Annotated in this window: 17 protein-coding genes; 12 read left to right on the plus strand and 5 right to left on the minus strand. The window is 63.9% G+C overall.

Features of this window, described 5'->3' with window-relative positions; genetic code table 11:
- The first annotated feature begins 47 nt into the window (after positions 1 to 47).
- The 3 genes from C1M53_RS06455 to C1M53_RS06465 all read left to right on the plus strand — a co-directional run bounded on the left by C1M53_RS06455 (position 48) and on the right by C1M53_RS06465 (position 1,616).
- Entirely contained in the window at positions 48 to 626 is a 579-nt protein-coding gene (locus C1M53_RS06455; RefSeq protein WP_129411485.1) for a dihydrofolate reductase family protein, read from the plus strand.
- Between the two features lie 146 nt (positions 627 to 772).
- On the plus strand, positions 773 to 1,129 hold the full coding sequence (locus C1M53_RS06460; RefSeq protein ID WP_129416051.1) for a metalloregulator ArsR/SmtB family transcription factor: 357 nt from the start codon (positions 773 to 775) through the stop codon (positions 1,127 to 1,129).
- The gene (locus C1M53_RS06465) at positions 1,113 to 1,616 is read left to right on the plus strand and encodes an SRPBCC family protein (protein WP_129411486.1); all 504 of its coding nucleotides are present in this window, start codon (positions 1,113 to 1,115) and stop codon (positions 1,614 to 1,616) included. Before C1M53_RS06460 ends, C1M53_RS06465 begins: the two co-directional genes overlap by 17 nt.
- Before the next feature lie 91 nt (positions 1,617 to 1,707).
- Here the strand turns inward: C1M53_RS06465 and C1M53_RS06470 are convergent, their stop codons facing one another.
- Positions 1,708 to 2,151 (minus strand): hypothetical protein, encoded by a 444-nt coding sequence (locus C1M53_RS06470; protein WP_129411487.1) that lies wholly within the window; start codon positions 2,149 to 2,151, stop codon positions 1,708 to 1,710.
- Between the two features lie 266 nt (positions 2,152 to 2,417).
- On the opposite strand from C1M53_RS06470, the gene C1M53_RS06475 reads away from it, so the two are divergent.
- Together C1M53_RS06475 and C1M53_RS06480 are read left to right on the plus strand one after the other, a co-directional pair.
- Positions 2,418 to 3,143: a phosphotransferase gene (locus C1M53_RS06475; RefSeq protein WP_129411488.1), complete on the plus strand. Its 726-nt coding sequence runs from the start codon at positions 2,418 to 2,420 to the stop codon at positions 3,141 to 3,143.
- Between the two features lie 596 nt (positions 3,144 to 3,739).
- Positions 3,740 to 4,378, plus strand: coding sequence for a LysE family transporter (locus C1M53_RS06480; RefSeq protein ID WP_129411489.1), 639 nt, complete (start codon positions 3,740 to 3,742; stop codon positions 4,376 to 4,378).
- 348 nt (positions 4,379 to 4,726) lie between these two features.
- On the opposite strand, the gene C1M53_RS06485 is transcribed toward C1M53_RS06480, so the two are convergent.
- On the minus strand, positions 4,727 to 5,368 hold the full coding sequence (locus tag C1M53_RS06485) for a dihydrofolate reductase family protein (protein ID WP_129411490.1): 642 nt from the start codon (positions 5,366 to 5,368) through the stop codon (positions 4,727 to 4,729).
- A 283-nt stretch (positions 5,369 to 5,651) separates the two neighbouring features.
- On the opposite strand from C1M53_RS06485, the gene C1M53_RS06490 reads away from it, so the two are divergent.
- The 5 genes from C1M53_RS06490 (at position 5,652) to C1M53_RS06510 (ending at position 11,088) form a co-directional block, all read left to right on the plus strand.
- Positions 5,652 to 5,978: a metalloregulator ArsR/SmtB family transcription factor gene (locus C1M53_RS06490; RefSeq protein ID WP_129411491.1), complete on the plus strand. Its 327-nt coding sequence runs from the start codon at positions 5,652 to 5,654 to the stop codon at positions 5,976 to 5,978.
- Positions 5,978 to 6,466: an SRPBCC family protein gene (locus C1M53_RS06495; RefSeq protein ID WP_129416052.1), complete on the plus strand. Its 489-nt coding sequence runs from the start codon at positions 5,978 to 5,980 to the stop codon at positions 6,464 to 6,466. Before C1M53_RS06490 ends, C1M53_RS06495 begins: the two co-directional genes overlap by 1 nt.
- Before the next feature lie 355 nt (positions 6,467 to 6,821).
- The gene (locus C1M53_RS06500; protein WP_129411492.1) at positions 6,822 to 8,876 is read left to right on the plus strand and encodes an N-6 DNA methylase; all 2,055 of its coding nucleotides are present in this window, start codon (positions 6,822 to 6,824) and stop codon (positions 8,874 to 8,876) included.
- 8 nt (positions 8,877 to 8,884) lie between these two features.
- Positions 8,885 to 10,273, plus strand: a complete 1,389-nt coding sequence (locus C1M53_RS06505; RefSeq protein WP_165358066.1) for a restriction endonuclease subunit S — start codon at positions 8,885 to 8,887, stop codon at positions 10,271 to 10,273.
- Complete coding sequence (locus C1M53_RS06510; protein WP_129411494.1) at positions 10,273 to 11,088, plus strand: hypothetical protein; 816 nt, start codon at positions 10,273 to 10,275, stop codon at positions 11,086 to 11,088. Before C1M53_RS06505 ends, C1M53_RS06510 begins: the two co-directional genes overlap by 1 nt.
- Before the next feature lie 244 nt (positions 11,089 to 11,332).
- On the opposite strand, the gene pdeM is transcribed toward C1M53_RS06510, so the two are convergent.
- Together pdeM and C1M53_RS06520 are read right to left on the minus strand one after the other, a co-directional pair.
- Positions 11,333 to 12,049, minus strand: coding sequence for a ligase-associated DNA damage response endonuclease PdeM (pdeM, locus tag C1M53_RS06515; protein ID WP_129411495.1), 717 nt, complete (start codon positions 12,047 to 12,049; stop codon positions 11,333 to 11,335).
- Positions 12,046 to 14,688 (minus strand): ligase-associated DNA damage response DEXH box helicase, encoded by a 2,643-nt coding sequence (locus C1M53_RS06520; protein WP_129411496.1) that lies wholly within the window; start codon positions 14,686 to 14,688, stop codon positions 12,046 to 12,048. Before C1M53_RS06520 ends, pdeM begins: the two co-directional genes overlap by 4 nt.
- A gap of 491 nt (positions 14,689 to 15,179) precedes the next feature.
- Between C1M53_RS06520 and C1M53_RS06525 the strand changes: the two genes are divergently transcribed.
- Entirely contained in the window at positions 15,180 to 16,127 is a 948-nt protein-coding gene (locus C1M53_RS06525; protein WP_129411497.1) for an LD-carboxypeptidase, read from the plus strand.
- 602 nt (positions 16,128 to 16,729) lie between these two features.
- Positions 16,730 to 17,218 carry an ABZJ_00895 family protein gene (locus C1M53_RS06530; RefSeq protein ID WP_129411498.1) on the plus strand — a complete coding sequence of 163 codons (489 nt, stop codon included), beginning with the start codon at positions 16,730 to 16,732 and terminating at the stop codon, positions 17,216 to 17,218.
- An 85-nt stretch (positions 17,219 to 17,303) separates the two neighbouring features.
- Here C1M53_RS06530 and C1M53_RS06535 read toward each other — a convergent pair whose 3' ends face one another.
- Complete coding sequence (locus tag C1M53_RS06535; protein WP_129411499.1) at positions 17,304 to 18,308, minus strand: methyltransferase domain-containing protein; 1,005 nt, start codon at positions 18,306 to 18,308, stop codon at positions 17,304 to 17,306.
- Positions 18,309 to 18,683: the final 375 nt, after the last annotated feature.

Consider the following 18,683-nt stretch of genomic DNA (forward strand, 5'->3'; position numbering starts at 1 on the left):
GGCCCGGATGGTTCGGGACTGCGTTGTGCCGCACAAGGAGATTTCCGATGGCCAAGCTCGTCGTCAGCATTCTGAGTTCCCTCGACAATTACTGCGCCGGCCCGGGCGGACGGCTCGACGGGCTGCCGATGGGGCCGGCGTTCGGCGTCCACAACCTCGACCTGATGCGCAGCGCCGGCACGCTGCTGTTCGGTGCCGTCACCTTTCCGATGTTCGAAGGCTACTGGCCGAATGTCGATCGCGGCAGCGACCCGGTGCAGCGCGAGATCGCCGAGCGTTGCGACGCCTCCCGCAAGCTGATCGTCAGCGACAGCTTCGTCGTGGCGCAGAGCTCGCCCTGGGCCGATGCCGAGGTGGTGAAAAGGTCCTCCGCGCACCAGCGCATCGCCGCGCTCAAGACGCAGGCCGGCGACGACCTGCTGATCTTCGGCAGCCACGTCCTGTTCAACGACCTGCTGCGGCATGGCCTGGTCGACGAGTTCCACCTTCTGGTCGGCAATGTCGTGCTGGGCGGCGGCGTGCCCACCTTCGAACCCGGCGTGACCGCGCCGTTCCGGCTGCTCGGCCAGCGCCGGCTGCCCGATTCCGACATCGCTGCCCTGCATTACGACTGCCGGGCGGGCTGAGGCGGATGGCTGGAGGACCGGCAACTCCCCGGCATCCGGAAGTCCACACCGCGGCAGACGATCCTGCTGCCGCGGCCATCGAATGACCGGGCTGGGAAAGCTGTGAACGCTTGCGCTTCGTGCGGGTCGACCCTATACTGAACTACATGGTTCAGTATTTAGATCTCCCGCTCGATCGCTCGTTTGCAGCGCTGTCCGATGCCACCCGCCGCGGAATCATCGATCAGCTTGGCCGGGCGGACGCGTCGATCACCAGCCTCGCCGACAGGTTCCAGATGACGCTGACCGGCATGAAGAAGCACGTCCAGGTTCTGGAGCGCGCGGGGCTCGTCGTGACGCGCAAGGTCGGACGGGTCAGGACCTGCGCGCTCGGGAAACGCGGCCTCGAGGCCGAGGCGGAGTGGATCGAGGCGCACCGCAAGCTCTTCGAGGCCCGTTTCGAGGCACTGGACGCAATCATCAGCGAAATGAAACAGGAGGAAAACGATGGATCGGCAGGCTAGCAATGCAGGCGGTGCGCCGAACCCCACGTCGATCGAGCGCAGGGGAGATCGCGAACTCGTCGTGACGCGGACATTCGATGCGCCGCCGGGCATGGTTTACCGGGCATGGAGCCGGCCGGAGCTGTTCCAGCGCTGGTGGATGCCAAGATCGGTATCCGGCGTTGCGCTGGTTTCGTGCGCCATGGACGTCCGCACCGGCGGGAAGTATCGGCTGGAATTCAGCACCGGCGGTTCGGACACCATGGCCTTCTACGGCAAATATCTCGAGGTGGTGCCGAACGAGCGCATCGTGTGGACCAACGACGAAGGCGAAGAAGGCGCGATCACGACCGTGACCTTCGAGGACCAGGGCGGCGGGACGCTCCTGACCTTCCACGAGGTCTATCCGTCCAAGGAGGCGCTCGAGGAAGCGCTGCAGGGCTCGGCAGCCGGATTGCCGGAGCAGCTCGAGCAGCTCGACGAATTGCTTGCCGGCATGGGCGCCTAGGCGGGTCGGCAAATGCGCCCGTGCAGACCATCTGCGCCTGCGAGGTGCTGCGCCGGTCCAGCCGACCGGCGCGATGCGCGTTGGTTGCGGCTCAGAGGATGTCGTCGACCCTGACGGTGCGACCACCGAACTCGGCGGTGTCGGATTTCTCCAGCCCGTCGATCGCCAGATAGAACGGCGCGCGCGGCGACAGGCCGGTCAGCTCGACGCCGTCGCAGGTGAAGTGATCCATGGTGATGCCGATGACGAAGTGGCGGCCATCGACGGTCACGATCGCGCCCGGTTCGACAACCTCTTTCGGCCCGAAGTCGAGCGTGTTCAGCGCCGCGACCTTGGCTTCGGCGGTGCGCACCATCTTTTCGAGGTCTTCCGCGAGCTCCGCCTGCGTCCAGGCCTGGGCCTGATCGTCGGCGTCGGTCGCCTCATCCTCGAGCGGCTTGCTCGCCTGAAGGTGCTCGGCATAGGCGGCCCTGGCGCCGTCCAGTTCGGCCGAAGCCAGATCACTCAACCTGCTGCGCACGCTGGCCTTGTTCATGTACCGGTCTCCCTTCCTGAAACTGACACCATCTGCCACGAGACACGGCTGAGTTTTCGCCGCCTTGCGTCCAGCGTCAATGCCAAGTTTCCGGTCCGTCGACGTCATGGACCTGCTGAAAGCGCAATCGCAGGGGCATGGGGTTGCGAAGCGGCCGCCGCACCGCCGACCAGATCGCCGGGTGCAGCCGCGTTTCGCCCGGGCACGTTGCCCGGCAACCACCCCTGCTCTACTCAAGGCGCGTGCAAGGAATGGGGACATCGCCAGTGGGATGGGAAACGTTGGAGCTGTGGGGCGCGACCCGCATCGAAGCGCTCTCCGGCGGCGTGGCCAACGATGTGTGGAGCGTGCGTGTCGGCGGTACACTGGCGGTCGCCCGGCTGGGCTCGCACAGCGACGCCGATCTCGCCTGGGAGGCCGGGCTGCTGCAACATCTCGACCACAACGGCATGAGCGTGCCGGTGCCGATCCCGACGCGGGACGGCAAGCTGTTCGCGGACGGCCTTATGGTGATGCGCTATGTCGAGGGTGGACCACCCGAGACGGAGGCCGACTGGCGCCGCGTCGCCGAGGCGTTGCGGCATCTGCATCGGCTGACGTCGGGCTGGCCGCAGCGCCCGGGCTGGTGCTCCTCGACCGACCTGCTTTCCGCCACCACCGGCACGAAGGTCGACCTGACCGCCATGCCGTCCGAAGGGGTGGCGCGCTGCCGGGCTGCGTGGGCGCGGCTCGCCGGGCGCCAGACCGCGGTCGTCCACGGCGACCCCAACCCGCGCAACATCCGCATCACCGCGGAACGGGTCGCGATGATCGACTGGGACGAGTCGCATGTCGACGTGCCCGACCTCGATCTGGTGCTGCCGCACAACGCCGCCGGGCTGAAAGGGGCCGCGCACGACATCGCCGCCCAGGCATCCGCCGCCTGGGAAGCCGCCGTCTGCTGGGATGACGACTATTCGAAAAGGCGGCTGGCCGAGGTTCGCGCGGTGTAGGTCCGACTGTCGGTGCTGCCTGCCGGCCCTCTCCTGAGGGCAATCGCTATGGCAGTGCTTCGGCGGTGGCCATCCTTCCATGTTCCGGAATGGATCCCCGACACTCGCCGCTCCCTGCGCTCGCCTGCGAAGTCGAGGATGACCGAGTTCCCTTTTCGCCTCCTCCAACCATCAGAGCGTTTCCGTTTTCACGCAAAGGCGGAAACGCTCCAACGCCCTGGTCTTTCCTCTGAGCGGGAAACCACGACACACTTTCCTGGGAAAGCTCCAGCTTGGATCCAGGCGTGACAATTAGCGACAACGGCAAATGAAGTCCGTCATCCTCGACCTCGCGGAGAGCGAAGCGAACGGCGAGTGTCGGGGATCCATTCCAGAACGCAGGAAGGCTGGTCCCGCTTTCAATTCGCATCGGCTGGCATGACCTGCCGGGGAGAGGCGCGCCCGTGCCACCGATCTCGCCGATCGTCAATGTTGCGGAACAGGCGCGGCTGCCGGCCATGGAACAACCACCACTCCCGCTGTCCCATTGCGGACGCCGGCGAGAGGCCCCACTATCCGTGAGCTGCCCCGGCGCGGGGTGAAGAGGAGGAAGTGCCGTGCATGAGCTTGCAATCCTTTTCTCCATCCTCGGCGTGTTCCTGCTCGGCGCCATCAGCCCGGGCCCGAGCTTCGTCGTGGTGTCGCGCATCGCCATCTCCGGCTCGCGCGCCGACGGCGTGATGGCGGCGATCGGCATGGGGCTCGGCGGCTTCCTGTTCGCCTGCATCGCCATGGCCGGGCTGACCGCCATACTTTTGCAGGTCGAATGGCTGAACCTTGTGCTCAGGCTGGCCGGCGGTGCCTATCTGATCTGGCTCGGCATCAACATCTGGCGCGCCGCGCCGCAACCGCTGACGGTTGCCGAAACGACGGACGGACGGACGGGCACGTTGTGGAAGTCGCTGCTGCGCGGCCTGTTCGTGCAGTTGTCCAACCCGAAGACGGCAATCTTCTACGCCTCGATGTTCGCGGCGCTGCTGCCCTCGCCGACGCCGCACTGGATGCTGTTCGCCCTGCCGCCACTGCTCTTCGTCAATGAAACCCTGTGGTACACCATCGTGGCGCTGGGCTTCTCCTCGCGCCGGCCACGGGCCGTCTACCTGCGGTCAAAAGCCTGGATCGACCGCTGCGCCGGGCTGGTGGTCGGTGCGCTCGGCGTCAAGCTGATCACGGACAGTGCGCGGACGTCTTTATGAGGGAAGCGTGGCGCCTCTATCTCCCCCCTTGCGGGGGAGAAAGCGATTTCAGCACCTTAGACGAGCACGCCCGTCAGGGCGGCGCAGGCTAAGTGCTAGAAATCGCAAGAGAGGGGATTTGCCGGCACAACGCAAACAAGTTGCTTCTCAACACACCTTGTTCTCGAAGGTCATCTCCGTTTCGCGATAGATGGGGAAGCCTCTCAGCTGAAGATCCCCTCTCTTGGATTTTCTACGACTTAGACTGCGCTGCCCTGCGGGCATGCTCGCTAAGATCGTGAAAATCCTTTCTCCCCCGCAAGGGGGGAGATAGAGGCGTAGGCGCCGACTCTCCCTCTCCGGCCAGACCTACCGCCCAAACGTCAAATGCATCACGCCGCTCTCCGCCGTTTCCGACTCCACTGTGTAGCCGGCTTCGAGTCCGCGCAGGTCGTCCCACAGGCGGATGCCGCGGCCGAGCAGGATGGGGACGATGGCGACGTGGAGGCGGTCGACGAGGCCGGCTTTCAGGAATTGCTGCACGGTGCTGGGGCCACCGCCGATGCGCACATCCTTGCCGCCCGCTACCGCAACGGCCTTGCCCAGCGCCTCGGCCGGCGTAGTGTCGATGAAGTGGAAGGTGGTGCCGCCGGCCATCTCGATCGAGGGCCTCTTGCGGTGGGTCAGCACGAAGACCGGGCAGCGGAACGGCGGCTCGTCGCCCCACCAGCCCTTCCAGTCCGGATCGTTGGGGAAGTTGTGCAGGCCGAACATGCCGGCGCCCATGATCTCAGCGCCGATGTTGTCGAAATAGGCCCTGGCGTAGCTGTCGTCGACGCCGGTCGTGCCCTCGCCGCTGGTGTCGTGGAACACGCGCTCGCGCATCGTCTTCGTCTCGATGTAGGCACCGACGAGGCGCATCCAGTCCGCCCCCATCGGCTGTTCGGGCGTCTGGTCCGTCGTTGTCGCGAAACCATCGAGCGAGATGTTGAGGTCGACACGTACTGCCATAGAAGACTCCTTTTTTGGTTAGGTTCTGGATGTTCACACATCCAGAACGCCTCAAACGCCGGCGCGGCCCATCCGGGCCGCTTGGCTTACGCGCCAACGGGCGCGGCGCCCGAAAACACAATCAATTGGCGCGCGCTCCAACAGTCATCAGGATGACTGTTGGTAATGCCATGCTGCCCATCGCCAACTCAATAGTAAGGCATGTACCTTTATGTTGACTCAAAAGCTAAGGCAAGTGCCTTTCTTTCATTGACCGCGCTCGCCGCCCGGCATAAGGAATCCCATGCCCTATCATTCGACCCCGCTCGACCTTGCCTTCCACGCGCTCAGCGACCCGACGCGGCGCGCGGTGGTGTCGCGGTTGGCCGAGGGCGAGGTGCCGGTGAGTGTGCTGGCCGAGCCGTTCGACATGGCGCTGCCTTCCTTCGCCCAGCATCTGAAGGTGCTGGAGGAATGCGGGCTCATCACATCCGAGAAGCGCGGGCGCAGCCGCTGGTGCCGGCTGGTGCAGGCGCGCTTCGACGAGGCCGCCAACTGGATGGAAACGGAGCGCCGCAGCTGGGCGATGCGGCTGGAGCGGCTGGATGTCTATCTGGACGGGGAGGAATGATGAAAGACGAGGTTCGCCCGCTGCAGAGCTGGTCGCTCGATCGCGAGATCGTGCTGGTGAAGGTGCTGAACCATCCGCGCGCAAAGGTGTTTGCCGCCTGGACGAAGCCCGAGGCGCTGGCCGCATGGTTCGGCCCGACCGGCCTCAGCATCGAGAGCCATGAGGCCGATATAAGCGAAGGCGGCATCTGGCGCTTCGACATGGTGGGCACGTTCGAGGGCAAGGAGCAGCGCTTCCCCAATTTGATGCGCTTCCTGGAGATCGTGCCGAACGAGCGCATCGTGATGGACCACGGCTCGGCCGACCCAAACGACCCCGACCGCTTCCGCGTCACGGTGACCTTCGACGAGCAGGGCGACGGCAAGACGATCCTGACGCTGCGCCAACTCCACCCCAGCCGCGAACGGCGCCAGATCGTCATCGGCTTCGGCGCGGTGGAATATGGGCTGCAGACGCTGGAGAAACTGGCGGGGTGGCTGGAGAGGTGAGTGGGGCTTTCGACGAAACGTGGCAGTGCCATGCTCCTGGCTATGGCGCAGAAACCGCCGCGCATGTCTACAGCGGTTGCAGAGGTGGAAAGACACCTACTGAGTTGGATGAAGATGTTGATACGACGACAGTGTTGGGCTCGAAAGCTGCCTGCGCCGGCTGAACGAAGAGCTATTGTTCTGTATCAACCGAGAAATATAGATCTGTCCGTCATGCACCGCTCAATAGTTCGCCTCGAAGAGGCGGTGGATCAGTGCCACCTCAGCCCTATCCCCAGCTCGGCTTCGTCGCTATGAAGCGAATAGCATTGCGATGCGCGCCGAGTGTGAGTGGGGCGTGGGGAAGGTATGAAGCATGGCGGGAATCAAGAATATCGAGACGGCTGACGAGTTTGTCCTGTTCTCGCAAGAAGAACATCGCGCGCTGGACGGTCGAACGGTCGAGCGCGATGTGCGGGGCAAATTCGTGCCCTATGCCACCTGCTTGATCAGAGGGAAGGAGGTTCAACTCAAGCCCGAGGAGCGCGCTCGCCAACTTTGGCTGGCTCGTCTCATCGACAATCTAGGCTATGCACCATCGCGCATTCAGGTTGAGTATCCGATCACTTTCGGACGCGACAGCTCCAAACGCGCCGATATCGTGGTGTTTGATGCAGACCGCCCCACCGTTCCATACATCATCATCGAGGTGAAGCAGGCTAAATACAAGGACGGCAAAGAGCAGCTCCGTTCTTATGCCCACGCCACGGGCGCGCCGCTGGCCCTGTGGAGCAATGGCACGCTCGCAGAGGTCTGGCACCGCAAGAACCCCAATTACTTCATGCCGATCCATGATCTGCCGCGCGCGGATCAGACCATCGAGCAGGTTGTCGATCAGCCTTGGACCATTCAGAAGCTGATTGAGTTGGAGGACGAGCGTGTCCGTGAGGGGAAATCTGCCAAGTCGCTGCGCGACCTCATTGCCGATATGGAGGACGAGGTGCTCGCCAACGCGGGCGTGGATGTGTTCGAGGAGGTCTTCAAGCTGATCTTCACGAAGCTCTACGACGAGATGACCTCCTACCGACGGGGTAGCGCACTCAGATTCCGCAACCAGAACACCGCCTCCCAGCTAAAGACTGCGGTTCAGAACCTGTTTGACGAGGCCAAGCGCAAATGGCCTGGTGTGTTCCTCGCCGATGAGCGCATCCGGCTCTCACCAGATCACCTTCAGGTGTGCGTTGGTTCTTTGGAAGAATGGAAGCTGTTCAACTCCAACCTCGACGTCATCGACGACGCCTTCGAATATCTCGTGTCAAAGTCGTCGAAGGGCGAAAAGGGGCAATACTTCACGCCGCGTTGGGTCATCGACATGTGCGTAAAGATGATGAATCCCGCAGAGGGCGAGACCGTCATCGACACGGCCTGTGGATCGGCAGGCTTCACCGTGCACGCTATGTTCCATGTCTGGCGACAGATCATCGCCGACATGGGCAAGGAAGAAAGCCACCTCTTCACAATGGAAGAGAAGCCGCACCGCTGCGTTGACTATGTGCGTGACAATGTCTTCGCCATCGACTTTGACGAGAAGAGCGTACGCGTCTCTCGCTGCCTAAACCTGATTGCCGGCGATGGCGAGACCAACGTGTTGCACCTCAACACGCTTGACTGGACCAAGTGGGACGAGACGGCGAAGCAGGATGACTGGCAGTCGACGTACGCCGCAGGGTGGCAGCGTCTGAGGAAGATGCGCGCCACGCCCCGGCAACAGGATTATCGCCAGTTCCGTTTCGACCTACTGATGGCCAACCCGCCCTTCGCGGGGGAGATCAAGCAGTCCGACATGCTGGCACCCTATGAATTGGCCCATAAGAGGGACGGTAAACTTGACAAGGCGGTGGATCGCGACCTCCTGTTTGTCGAGCGCAACCTCGACTTCCTGAAACCCGGTGGGCGTATGGCGGTAGTGCTGCCGCAGGGGCGGTTCAACAACTCGTCCGACCAGCGGCTACGCGAGTTCATAATGGAGCGTTGCCGCGTGCTGGCTGTGGTGGGGCTGCATCCTAACACCTTCAAGCCGCACACCGGCACCAAGACCAGTGTCCTATTCGTGCAAAAATGGAACGACGACGCCAGCGCTGGACCATTGTGCAAGAAGCAAGACGACTACGAAATCTTCTTCGCGACCCAGCAGGTGGAGAGCGTCGACAACTCAGGCCACAAGGTCTATCGGCGCGACAATGACGGCAACTTGGCACGTGACATGCACGGGCACTTCATCGTTCAGCATGACCTGTTCCGGCACGACGCGGTGGCCCCGAACAAGACGGTAGTCCCCGGTAAGGAGGGTATAGCCGAAGCCTTCGAGGCGTTCGCCCACAAGGAGGGACTCAGTTTTTTTCGGGTCGCCCCTTCGACCAAGGCCGCATAAATGGCCTGTTGAAGGGGCTGGAGGTCACAGTCCTTCCGTTCAGCGAGTTGGAAAACCTGCTCACCATCGGGGCAGAGTATTATGGCCGAGCATACGTCTCCGACCAGCTAAGGCTACAGTCAGGCCCCCTCCCCCTCGCCACTTTGGGCGAGTTATGCACGCTGATAACGGACGGAGACCACGGGGTTGCCGACTATCAAGATCACGGCGTCCCATTCATACTGAGTGAGAACGTCAAGGAAGGTTGGATCGACATCGGCAGCGTCCGACACATCTCGGAGGCTCATCATCAGTCGCTTGCAAGGAGCAAAATTCGCAGTGGCGACGTGCTTGTCACGAAGACCGGTTTGTATTTTGGCAAGAGTGCGGTAGTCGACGAGCAGCTCGGTGAAGCGAATACGATCGCGCATGTGGGCATTCTGCGGATCGCTGCTGGTCACGACCCCTATGTGCTCTCAACCTTCCTGAATTGTCGATATGGCCAGACACAGCTCCGCCGACGGGGGATCAAAGCCACTCGGCCCGAGATCAAGCTCGTCGAGTTTCAAAATATTCAGGCCCCTCTCGTATCACCTCAGTTTGCGCAGTCTTTGCGAGCGACCATTCAAAAATCCAAGGCGATCCGGCGAGAGGTCGAGAATGCGGTCTTAACGGCATCAAACACACTGCTGGCCGCTCTAGACCTTGCCGGCTGGACCCCACCGGATCCGCTGACCTATACAGCCACGCTGTCGAATTATGCCACAGAAGGACGCCTTGACGCTCAGTTTCACAGGCCAAAGTTTGTCGAACTGTTCCGTTTGCACGCAGCCCGTTTCGAACTCTTCCGCCTTGGTGGGGTAGTGTTGAAGGGCCGCACGGTCCCGTACGTTGATGACGGTGAAGTCCCGATCATAAGATCCGGCGACCTTTCAGACATCGACGATGACGAACGCTTCCTGAGAGCGGCGTCAACTGAGCCGATATTCTACTTGCACAAGGGTGACATCCTGATCTCCTCGATTGGCTTCGGCTCAATCGGCAAAGTGCAGGTGTTCGACAAGGCTGGCAAATTCGGCACAGTCAGCGAGGTTACAGTGGTGAGGCAGTCAACGCTTAATCCATATTACCTTGCCACCTACCTCCGGTCTGCTTTCGGCCAGATGCAGATAGACCGATACATCACAGGTGCAACAGGGCAACTTCACCTAAATCCGAAGGACGTCGAGAAGTTCTTTATCCCTGTCATCCCCACAGCCGACCAGTTGGCCTTCGAGCACCTTAGTCAGGAGATAGTCCAAACGAAGGCCCGTGCCTCTGCTCTTCTAGCCGCAGCCAGGCATGCGGTTGAAATCGCGATCGAAGACAACGAGGCCGCCGCAATAGCCTACCTCATCCAAGCAGAGGAGGCCACCTGATGCCGATGCCTCCCCATGCGCAAGATTGGATGAACCGTGCCGAGATTGACTACATCGGCCCCTTTATCAAGGCTTGGGCTGCCTTTAATGCTTGGTATCGCTACGCCTCCGGTGCTCGCAAGGATATCGATGGGCTGCGCTATGTGAAGCAGAACCCGAACCCGGTGAGGAACGCCATCATGCCTCTGCTGCGTGCGGCGCAGCGGGATGGGAACGGTGACCTTGTCGCAGACCCGGAACCCGCACAGAAGTTCAAGCTACTCATCCGCGATCTCCATGTGTGCCTCGATGACTTCCACATCGAGGTGATGCGGGATGAGGTCGTCGAGCGCATCTCGTTCCGCTCCGTGTGCCTCGGTCGTGGGGCCAATCTGCCACAGACGATGCCGTCTTACGGACTGCGGTATACAGTCGAGAAGACTAATGGGCAGTGGAAGAGCACGGTCCGCTCAGATGCCAACGCCACCAATGTCCGTGCTGAGATCTTACAGGAAAGCTTCGACGTTGGCGGCTTGCAGGGGCACGAGCAATTTGGGTGGCTGTCCGGGGCACAACGAGCCACCTTGCTCGATCTCTACCGGCGCTGTGACCCGCGACCAATGACGGACCTCTTCGCAGGACGCGACAACCATATCGTAGCTGCCGATGTGGAATTCCGCTGCACCGACCAGCAGCTCTTCGAGGCCCTGATTGAGGTGATCTACGGACTGAGAAACACGCTGCTGCACGGCGAGCTTCAGCCCCATGAGCAGGCTTTCGCTGCCTACGAACCGGCCTATCGGCTCGTCATGAAGTTCCTCAGCTGCGTTCGGTGAGAAAGGACAACATGACGAAGCTCAAAGGCACCAAGTTCATCTAGTATTGTAGGCCGGCTTAGAGATGAGTCTTCAGCGATGTCTAACAACCACAATCAAGGTGTTAGTCTGGGCTGTTGCTGAATGGGATCCGCTTCCAGAGGCGGCGAAAGGTTATCCGAATTGCTAAGATGAGGGCGGAAAGCTACCGCGCCACGCAGTTCTAGGTGATCGAAATCCATATTCTCGAACGCGCATCAATTCCTCACCCCGGCCTAAGCATCGCCCCCGAGATCGCAAACACCCGCTCCGCTCCCAGCATGTAAGCCATCAGCGTTTCCCGCCTGAACAGCCCCTGATAGGCGCGGTCGAGCACATTCAGCGAGCCGGTGTAGGCACCGAAGGCGGGCATGATGAGGCGGGTGCCGTCGCCGGCGAAGCAGCGGCGGCGCACCGAGCGGCCGCGCTGGACGATGCGGGCGCAGGGGTGGAGGTGGCCGGCGATCTCGCCTTCGACGCGCTGCTTCGATGGTTCGTGACGGAACAGCACGGAGCCGACGGCGAGCTCCAGCACGGTTTCGCCGGGCAAGTCGGCCGGGGCTTCCGGGTCATGGTTGCCGGCGATCCAGAACCAGTCGCGGCCGGCCATCAGCGCTTCGAGCCGCTGGCGGAAATCGGGATGCAGGCGCTCGGCGCCCTTGCCGTCATGGAAGGAGTCGCCGAGGCTGACGACGATCCTGGGCTGATAGTCGGCGATCACCGCTTCGAGGCGGGCGAGCGTAGCAATCGTGTCGTAAGGCGGGATCAGCGCGCCGCGGCGGGCGAAGGACGAGCCTTTTTCGAGATGCAGGTCGGAGACGGCGAGCAGCGAAAGGTCCGGGAAGAACAGCGTGCCGCGCGGATCGCACAGCGCGCGCTCGCCGGCGACGGTCACCGTCTCGGCGCCGATGGCGGTTGCTGCTCTTGCCGCCGAAAAATTCATCGGGGTCCCATTGCCTCTTCGACCAGATCGGCCGCTTCCATCAGCAGCGATTCATTGGCGCCGCCATTCACCGGCTCCTTGCCGATCTCCAGCATCACCGGCACGGCCAGCGGCGAAATGCGGTCCAGCACCTTATGCACGATTCGACCACGGATGCGCGAGAGCAGCTGGCCAAGCCTGCTGACATCGAGCAGGCCGGCGGCGGCATCGGTGCGGGTGGCCTGCAGCAGGATGTGGTCGGGCTCGTGGCTGCGCAGCACGTCGTAGATCAGGTCGGCCGAGACGGTGACCTGGCGGCCGCTCTTTTCCTGGCCGGGGAAACGCTTCTCGATCAGGCCGGCGATGACGGCGCAGTTGCGGAATGTGCGCTTCAGCATCCAGCTGTCGTTCAGCCAGGCGTCGAGATCGTCGCCCAGCATGTCCTCGTCGAAGAGCTCGGCAAGCGAAGGCTGCCTGGCCTTGAACAGCGCACCCATGTCGTCCAGCGCCCAGACCGCCAGCGAATAGTCGGTGGCGACGAAGCCGAGCGGGCGGGCATTGGCACGCTCCAGCCGGCGGGTGAGCAGCATGCCGAGCGTCTGGTGCGCGAGGCGGCCCTCGAAGGGGTAGCAGACCATGTAGTGGCGGTTGCCCTTCGGAAAGGTCTCGACCAGCATGTCGCCCTTCTTCGGCAGCACCGAACGCAGCTTCTGCATGGCGAGCCATTCGGCGACCTGCTCGGGCAGGTTCTGCCAGCGCTTCGGGTCGGCCAGCATGGCGCGCACCTGCTCGGCCAGATAGGTGGAGAGCGGGAACTTGCCGCCGGCATAGCTCGGCACGATGATGTTGGCGCCGGTGCCGGCCGACACGATGCACTCGCTTTCGCGGATGCCTTCGAAGTGCAATATCTTGCCGGCAAACAGAAAGTTGTCGCCGGGCCGCAAAGTCTCGGCGAAATACTCCTCGATCTTGCCGAGCACCGGGCCGCCGCGCCCGGCCATGCCGCGGCCCTGGCGCACATAGCGCACATTGAGCTCCGGCATCTCGACGATGGTGCCGACATTGAGGCGGTATTGTTGGGCAATGCGCGGATGGGTGACGCGCCACAGCCCTTCCTTCGTGCGGCGGATGCGGGCGTAGCGTTCGTAACTGCGCAGCGCATAGCCGCCGGTGGCGACGAAATCGACGACGCGGTCGAAGGTTTCGCGCTCCAGCTCGGCATAGGGTGCGGCGGAGCGGATCTCGGCATAGAGCCGGTCGGCGTCGAAGGGGGCTGCGCAGGCCGAGCCCAGCACGTGCTGCGCCAGCACGTCCAGCGTGCCGGCGAGCAGCGGCGGCGTGTCCTGCGCGCCGAGATAGTTGGCGTCGAGGGCGGCGCGGCATTCCAGCACCTCGAAGCGGTTGGCCGGGATGAGGATCGCCTTGGAGGGCTCGTCCATGCGGTGGTTGGCGCGGCCGATGCGCTGGGCAAGGCGGCTCGCCCCCTTCGGCGCGCCGACATGCACGACGAGGTCGACATCGCCCCAGTCGATGCCGAGGTCAAGCGTCGAGGTGGCGACTATGGCGCTGAGCGCGTTGTCGGCCATGGCCTGCTCGACGCGGCGGCGCTGGCCGACTTCGAGCGAACCGTGATGCAGGGCGATCGGCAGCGCATCCTCATTGGCGCGCCACAGTTCCTGGAACAGAAGCTCGGCCTGGCTGCGCGTGTTGACGAACAGCAGCGTCATTTTGTGCTGTCGGATCGCCTCGTAGATCTCGGGGATGGCATAGCGCGCCGAATGGCCGGACCACGGCACGCGCTCGCGGGAATCGAGGATGGAGATATCGGGCTTGGCGCCGCCGGCAACGGTGATGAGGCCGGCCATGGGGGGTCGCGTGGTGCGGGCCGGGATACAGGTTGACGTCGGAGGCGCTTCGATGCCCCGGCTTTTCGCTTCGCCCAGGGCGCTCGCCGAGCTGCCGGGGCGAGCCAGCCCTGTGACGCCCCTTGCGGGCGAGGGTAAAGGCACCTGCGGCACCAGCCAGCGGCGCAGCTCGTCGGGCTCGGCGACGGTGGCGGAGAGGCCGATCGCGGTGAGGTCCGGCACGAAGGCGCGCAGGCGCGCCAGCCCGAGCGCCAAGAGGTGGCCGCGCTTGGAGGTGACCAGCGAATGCAGCTCGTCGAGCACGATGTAGCGCAGGTCTTCGAAGAAGCGGTCGGCGCCGTTGGAGGCGATCAGCAGGGCCAGCTGTTCGGGCGTGGTGAGCAGGATGTCGGGCGGCGCCAGCTTCTGGCGCTGGCGCTTGTGGGCGGGGGTGTCGCCGGTGCGGGTCTCGATGGAAATGGGCAGGCCGATCTCCTCGACCGGCTTGCCGAGGTTGCGCTCGATGTCGACGGCCAGCGCCTTGAGCGGCGAGATGTAGAGCGTGTGCACGCCGCGCGGCCGCTCGCCCGGCCGGCGCCTGGGGCGGGTAGCGAGTTCCGTCAGCGAGGGCAGGAAGCCGGCCAGCGTCTTGCCGGCGCCGGTCGGCGCGATCAGAAGCATGGAGCGGCCGGCGCGGGCCTGGCCAAGCAGCTCCAGCTGATGCGCGCGCGGCGCCCAGCCCTTGGCCGCGAACCACCGGGTGAAGGGTTCGGGCAGCAGGCTGTCGTCGGCAACAAGGCGCGGTTCGGCGGTCACCGGCAAGACCTAGCGCGGGAGCGGGCGAAGGCCAAGCGAAATATGGAACAAAAGGGGATCGCACCGAGACGTGTCGGGTGCCAGCATAGCGGGCAAGCGCGGCGCCTCTATCTCCCCCCTTGCGGGGGAGAAAGCGATTTCAGCATCTTAGACGAGCACGCCCTTCAGGGCGGCGCAGGCTAAGTGCTAGAAATCGCAAGAGAGGGGATATGCCGGCACTACGCTGACAATCTGCTTCGAGGGAAGAGAAGCTCATTTGCAAAGCCCCCAGCTGAAGATCCCCTCTCTTGGATTTTCTACGACTTAGCCTGCGCCGCCCTGCGGGCGTGCTCGTCTAAGATCGTGAAAATCCTTTCTCCCCCGCAAGGGGGGAGATAAGTGGCGCCGCGCCCGTCGCAAAGGAAGATCGCTTAGGGGCTTCGGCTCAGTGCCCAAAATCGCAGCAGAGAAAAATTGCCGCCGGGGTGTCGGCGAGGTACGCCTGTGCGGCAATGGTTGAGAACTGCGAGGCCGTCCTGGATTCGAAATCTGCCCCGCTTCATCCCCGCGTGCTTCGCCCCGGCGATGCGGTGCGTCTCGTTTCGCCGGCGAGCACGCCGGACGAGCAGGCTGTCGAACAGGCGGTGGCCGTGCTCGAGCGCAGTGGCCTGCGGGTCGAGCTCGGCCGGCACGTCTTCGACCGGTACGGTTATCTCGCCGGGCGCGACGAGGACCGGCTCGGCGATCTCAACGAGGCGCTGCGCGACAGTACGGTGCGGGCGATCATCGCGACGCGCGGCGGCAAGGGCGCCTACCGCATCGCCGACGGACTCGACCTCGCCGCCCTGCGCGCCGACCCCAAGCCGCTGATCGGGTTCAGCGAGATCACCATCCTGCATCTGGCCATGTGGGGCGGCGCCGGCGTTCCCGGCATTCATGGCGCCTGCTGGAGCGCCGCGCAGTTTGGCGAGCGCGCCGAACAGTCCTTCCTGCGCGCGCTGCTGACGACGGAGGCGGTCACCATCCGTTGCGAGCCGCACGAGCCGACATCGACCCTGACCACCGGCGGCCGCGCCGAAGGCATCCTGCTCGGCGGCAACCTCGACATGATCGCCACGGCGGCGGGCTGGACCTTGCCCGGCCTGCAGGGCGCCATCCTGCTCATCGAGGACGTCGAAAAGGGGCTGGGGCATGTCGACCGCAACCTGACCCGGCTGCTGAAATCCGGCGCGCTCGCCGGCGTCGCCGGTGTCGCGGTCGGCCAGTTCACCGGCTTTGCCAGTTCCAAAGGGGTGACGGTGGTGGAGCTGCTGCGCGAACGTCTCGCCCACCTTGCCGTGCCCATCCTCGGCGGCCTGCCCTTCGGCCATGGCGACAACCCCGTCGCCGTGCCGGTCGGAACGCAGGCCGTGCTGGACGCCTCCGGCGGCACGCTGACCGTGGCGGCGGCGATGCGGTGAGGTGCCATAGCAGGGCGAGGCGCTAGCTATCTCCCCTTTGCGGGTAGGGCAATTGCATTTGCTACGCCGCGACGTGAAGCCGGCCCGGATCGCTGCGCCTTCGTCTGCGTTCCGGAATGGATCCCCGACACTCTCCGGTCGCTTCGCTCCCTTCGAGGTCGAGGATGACGGATTTCATTTGCTGCCAGCGCCAATTGTCGCCGTTGGATCCACGCAAGAGCAATTGCAGGAAAAGTGTGTAGCAGTTTTCCGTTCGGAATTGCTTCGAAACAAAGAGCGTTTCTGTGAAAACGCTCCAGGATTGGCGGAGCGAAAAGGGAACTCCGTCATCCTCGACCTCGCAGGGAGCAAAGCGACCGGAGAGTGTCGGGGATCCATTCCGGAACGCAGACGAAGGCACGGCGATCCAGATTCGGCTTCAAGACGCCCCGACCGGCATGGGAGTTAACTCCAAGGGGAGATGGCAGCACCGCCCGCCAGGCGAGATCCAGCCGCACCCTTCCGCCGCCCCCCTGCCCCCCGCTTGTGGCATTGCGTTGCATCCGCTAGGAGCCGGTCGGGGGATTTCAGATTTTTCAGCACCGGATTTTCGAGGGACGACCATGACCATTTCCAGCGACACCGCCACGCCACGAAGCATGCTGAAATATGCGCTGCTGTTCGGGCTGATGATCATATTCTGCCAGATCGTCGTTGCCGTGCTGACATCCATCCTGCAGTTCGAGACGCCGGCGGCGATGGGCATCATCGTCATCATGGCGAGCCTCGCCTTCGTCATGCAGAAGTTCGCGACCGACACAAGGCGTGCGCCGCTGTCGTCGGAACGGCTCAGCCTCGCCCTACTGGGCGCCGTCGCCGCGGTGGTGGTGACGGCCGCACTTCAGGCCCTGTCCGCGATGCTGCTGAACATCGCCGGCGAACACGATGCGCTGAAGGACGTCATTCGCGAGCTGACCGTCGGCAACGCTTCGCCGATGCTGACCACCGCCCTGCTGGCCGCGCTGATCTTCGTGCTGACCTTCGTCATCATCTTCGCTTCCGCCGGCTTCCTCGCCCGCAGCGCCCTGAAGCGGCTCGACGCCAAGAAGTAGGCCGAAGCGTCCACACTACTTCCCGCCTACAAAGGCGAAGCACGCCTCTGTGTCTCCCGCAAGGGGGGAGATAGAAGCGCCTCGCCTACTTCCCCGCCACCACGATCAGCCCGGCGACCGGTTCGCGGCGGTCCTGGCGGATGACGCGCTCTTCGAGCGAGAGCACGGCAAAACCGCTGGCGGCGAGCACGGCCCGCACGTAGGGCTCGGAATGGGCGTAGCGGCGCGACGGCTGCAAGGCAAAGCCTTCGGCTGCATCGAGCTTCTCGACCGAGAAGGCGAACAGGCCATCTGCCGCGAGCAGACCGGCGACGGTGGCGACGATGGTTTCCAGCGCGCCGACATACATGAAGACATCGGCCGCGGTGACGAGATCGGGTGCGGGGCCGGCATAGGCGAACTGCTGCAGGTCGGCCTTGCCGAGATGATCGTAGACGCCCTTGCGTTCGGCCTTGCGCAGCATCGCGGCGGAGATGTCGAAGCCTTCCAGGCGTTCGACGATCGGGCGCAGCCTCTCGCCCATCAGGCCGGTACCGCAGCCGAGATCGAGCGCGAGGCGGAAGCGGCGTTCGCCTGCGACGGAGCTGCCACCGGAGGGTTTCGCCCGCTCGGCGTCCGGATCCGGCTGGGGAGCGGAGCCCGTGCCCTGCCCGCGGCCTGACGAAGGCTCGCCCGCTGCCCGGATCGCTTCGTCGAGATATAACGGCACGCGATAGCCGAGCTTCTCGACCAGCGCGGTGTCGAAGTTCGGCGCATACTGGTCGAACAGCGCCTCGACGAAGGCGCTCGGCGGGGCGGCCACCGGCGGCGCCTTGCCGATCAGCGCCAGCTTCAGCGCCGAGCCCGGCCGGTCGGCAGGGTCGAGCTTCAGCGCCATCGTCCAGGCAAGTGCCGCCGCATCGAGATCGCCGGCGGCCTCCTGCATTTCGCCGAGCCGGAACCAGCCGAGCGCCCAGCCGGGCGCCAGCTCCACCGCGCCGAGCATCAGCTCGGCGGCATCGGCATAGTCCTGCGAGGCGAACAGCGCCTCCGCGTAGTCGGCGCGGCGGTCGGCAAGCAGGTCGCCCGACGAAGCGGGTAGCGGTTTCATGAAGGTGATCTCCGGCGCGTCGCTTAACTGGAGAGTGGTGGTCTGTGCAAGTCCTCTTCCTTCTTCGCTTGCGGGAGAAGAAGATCGAGTCCCGGCGCCTCTATCTCCCCCTTTGCGGGGGGTGAGTGCCTGGTTCGCCGCAGGCGAATTGAAAGGTCCAGTGGACCTTTCAAAAGGCACGAACGCCTGAGGCCATAGCCGAAGGCCGGGCGATTTCAGCATCTTAGCGAGCACGCCCTTCAGGGCGGCGCAGTCTAAGTGCTAGAAATCGCAAGAGAGGGGGTGAGAGCCTGGTTCGCCACAGGCGAATTGAAAGGTCCGGTGGACCTTTCAAAAAGGCTCGAACGCCCGAGGCCATAGCCGAGGGCCGGGCGA

Origin of the sequence: Mesorhizobium sp. Pch-S, from assembly GCF_004136315.1 — a bacterium.
Lineage (GTDB): Bacteria > Pseudomonadota > Alphaproteobacteria > Rhizobiales > Rhizobiaceae > Mesorhizobium.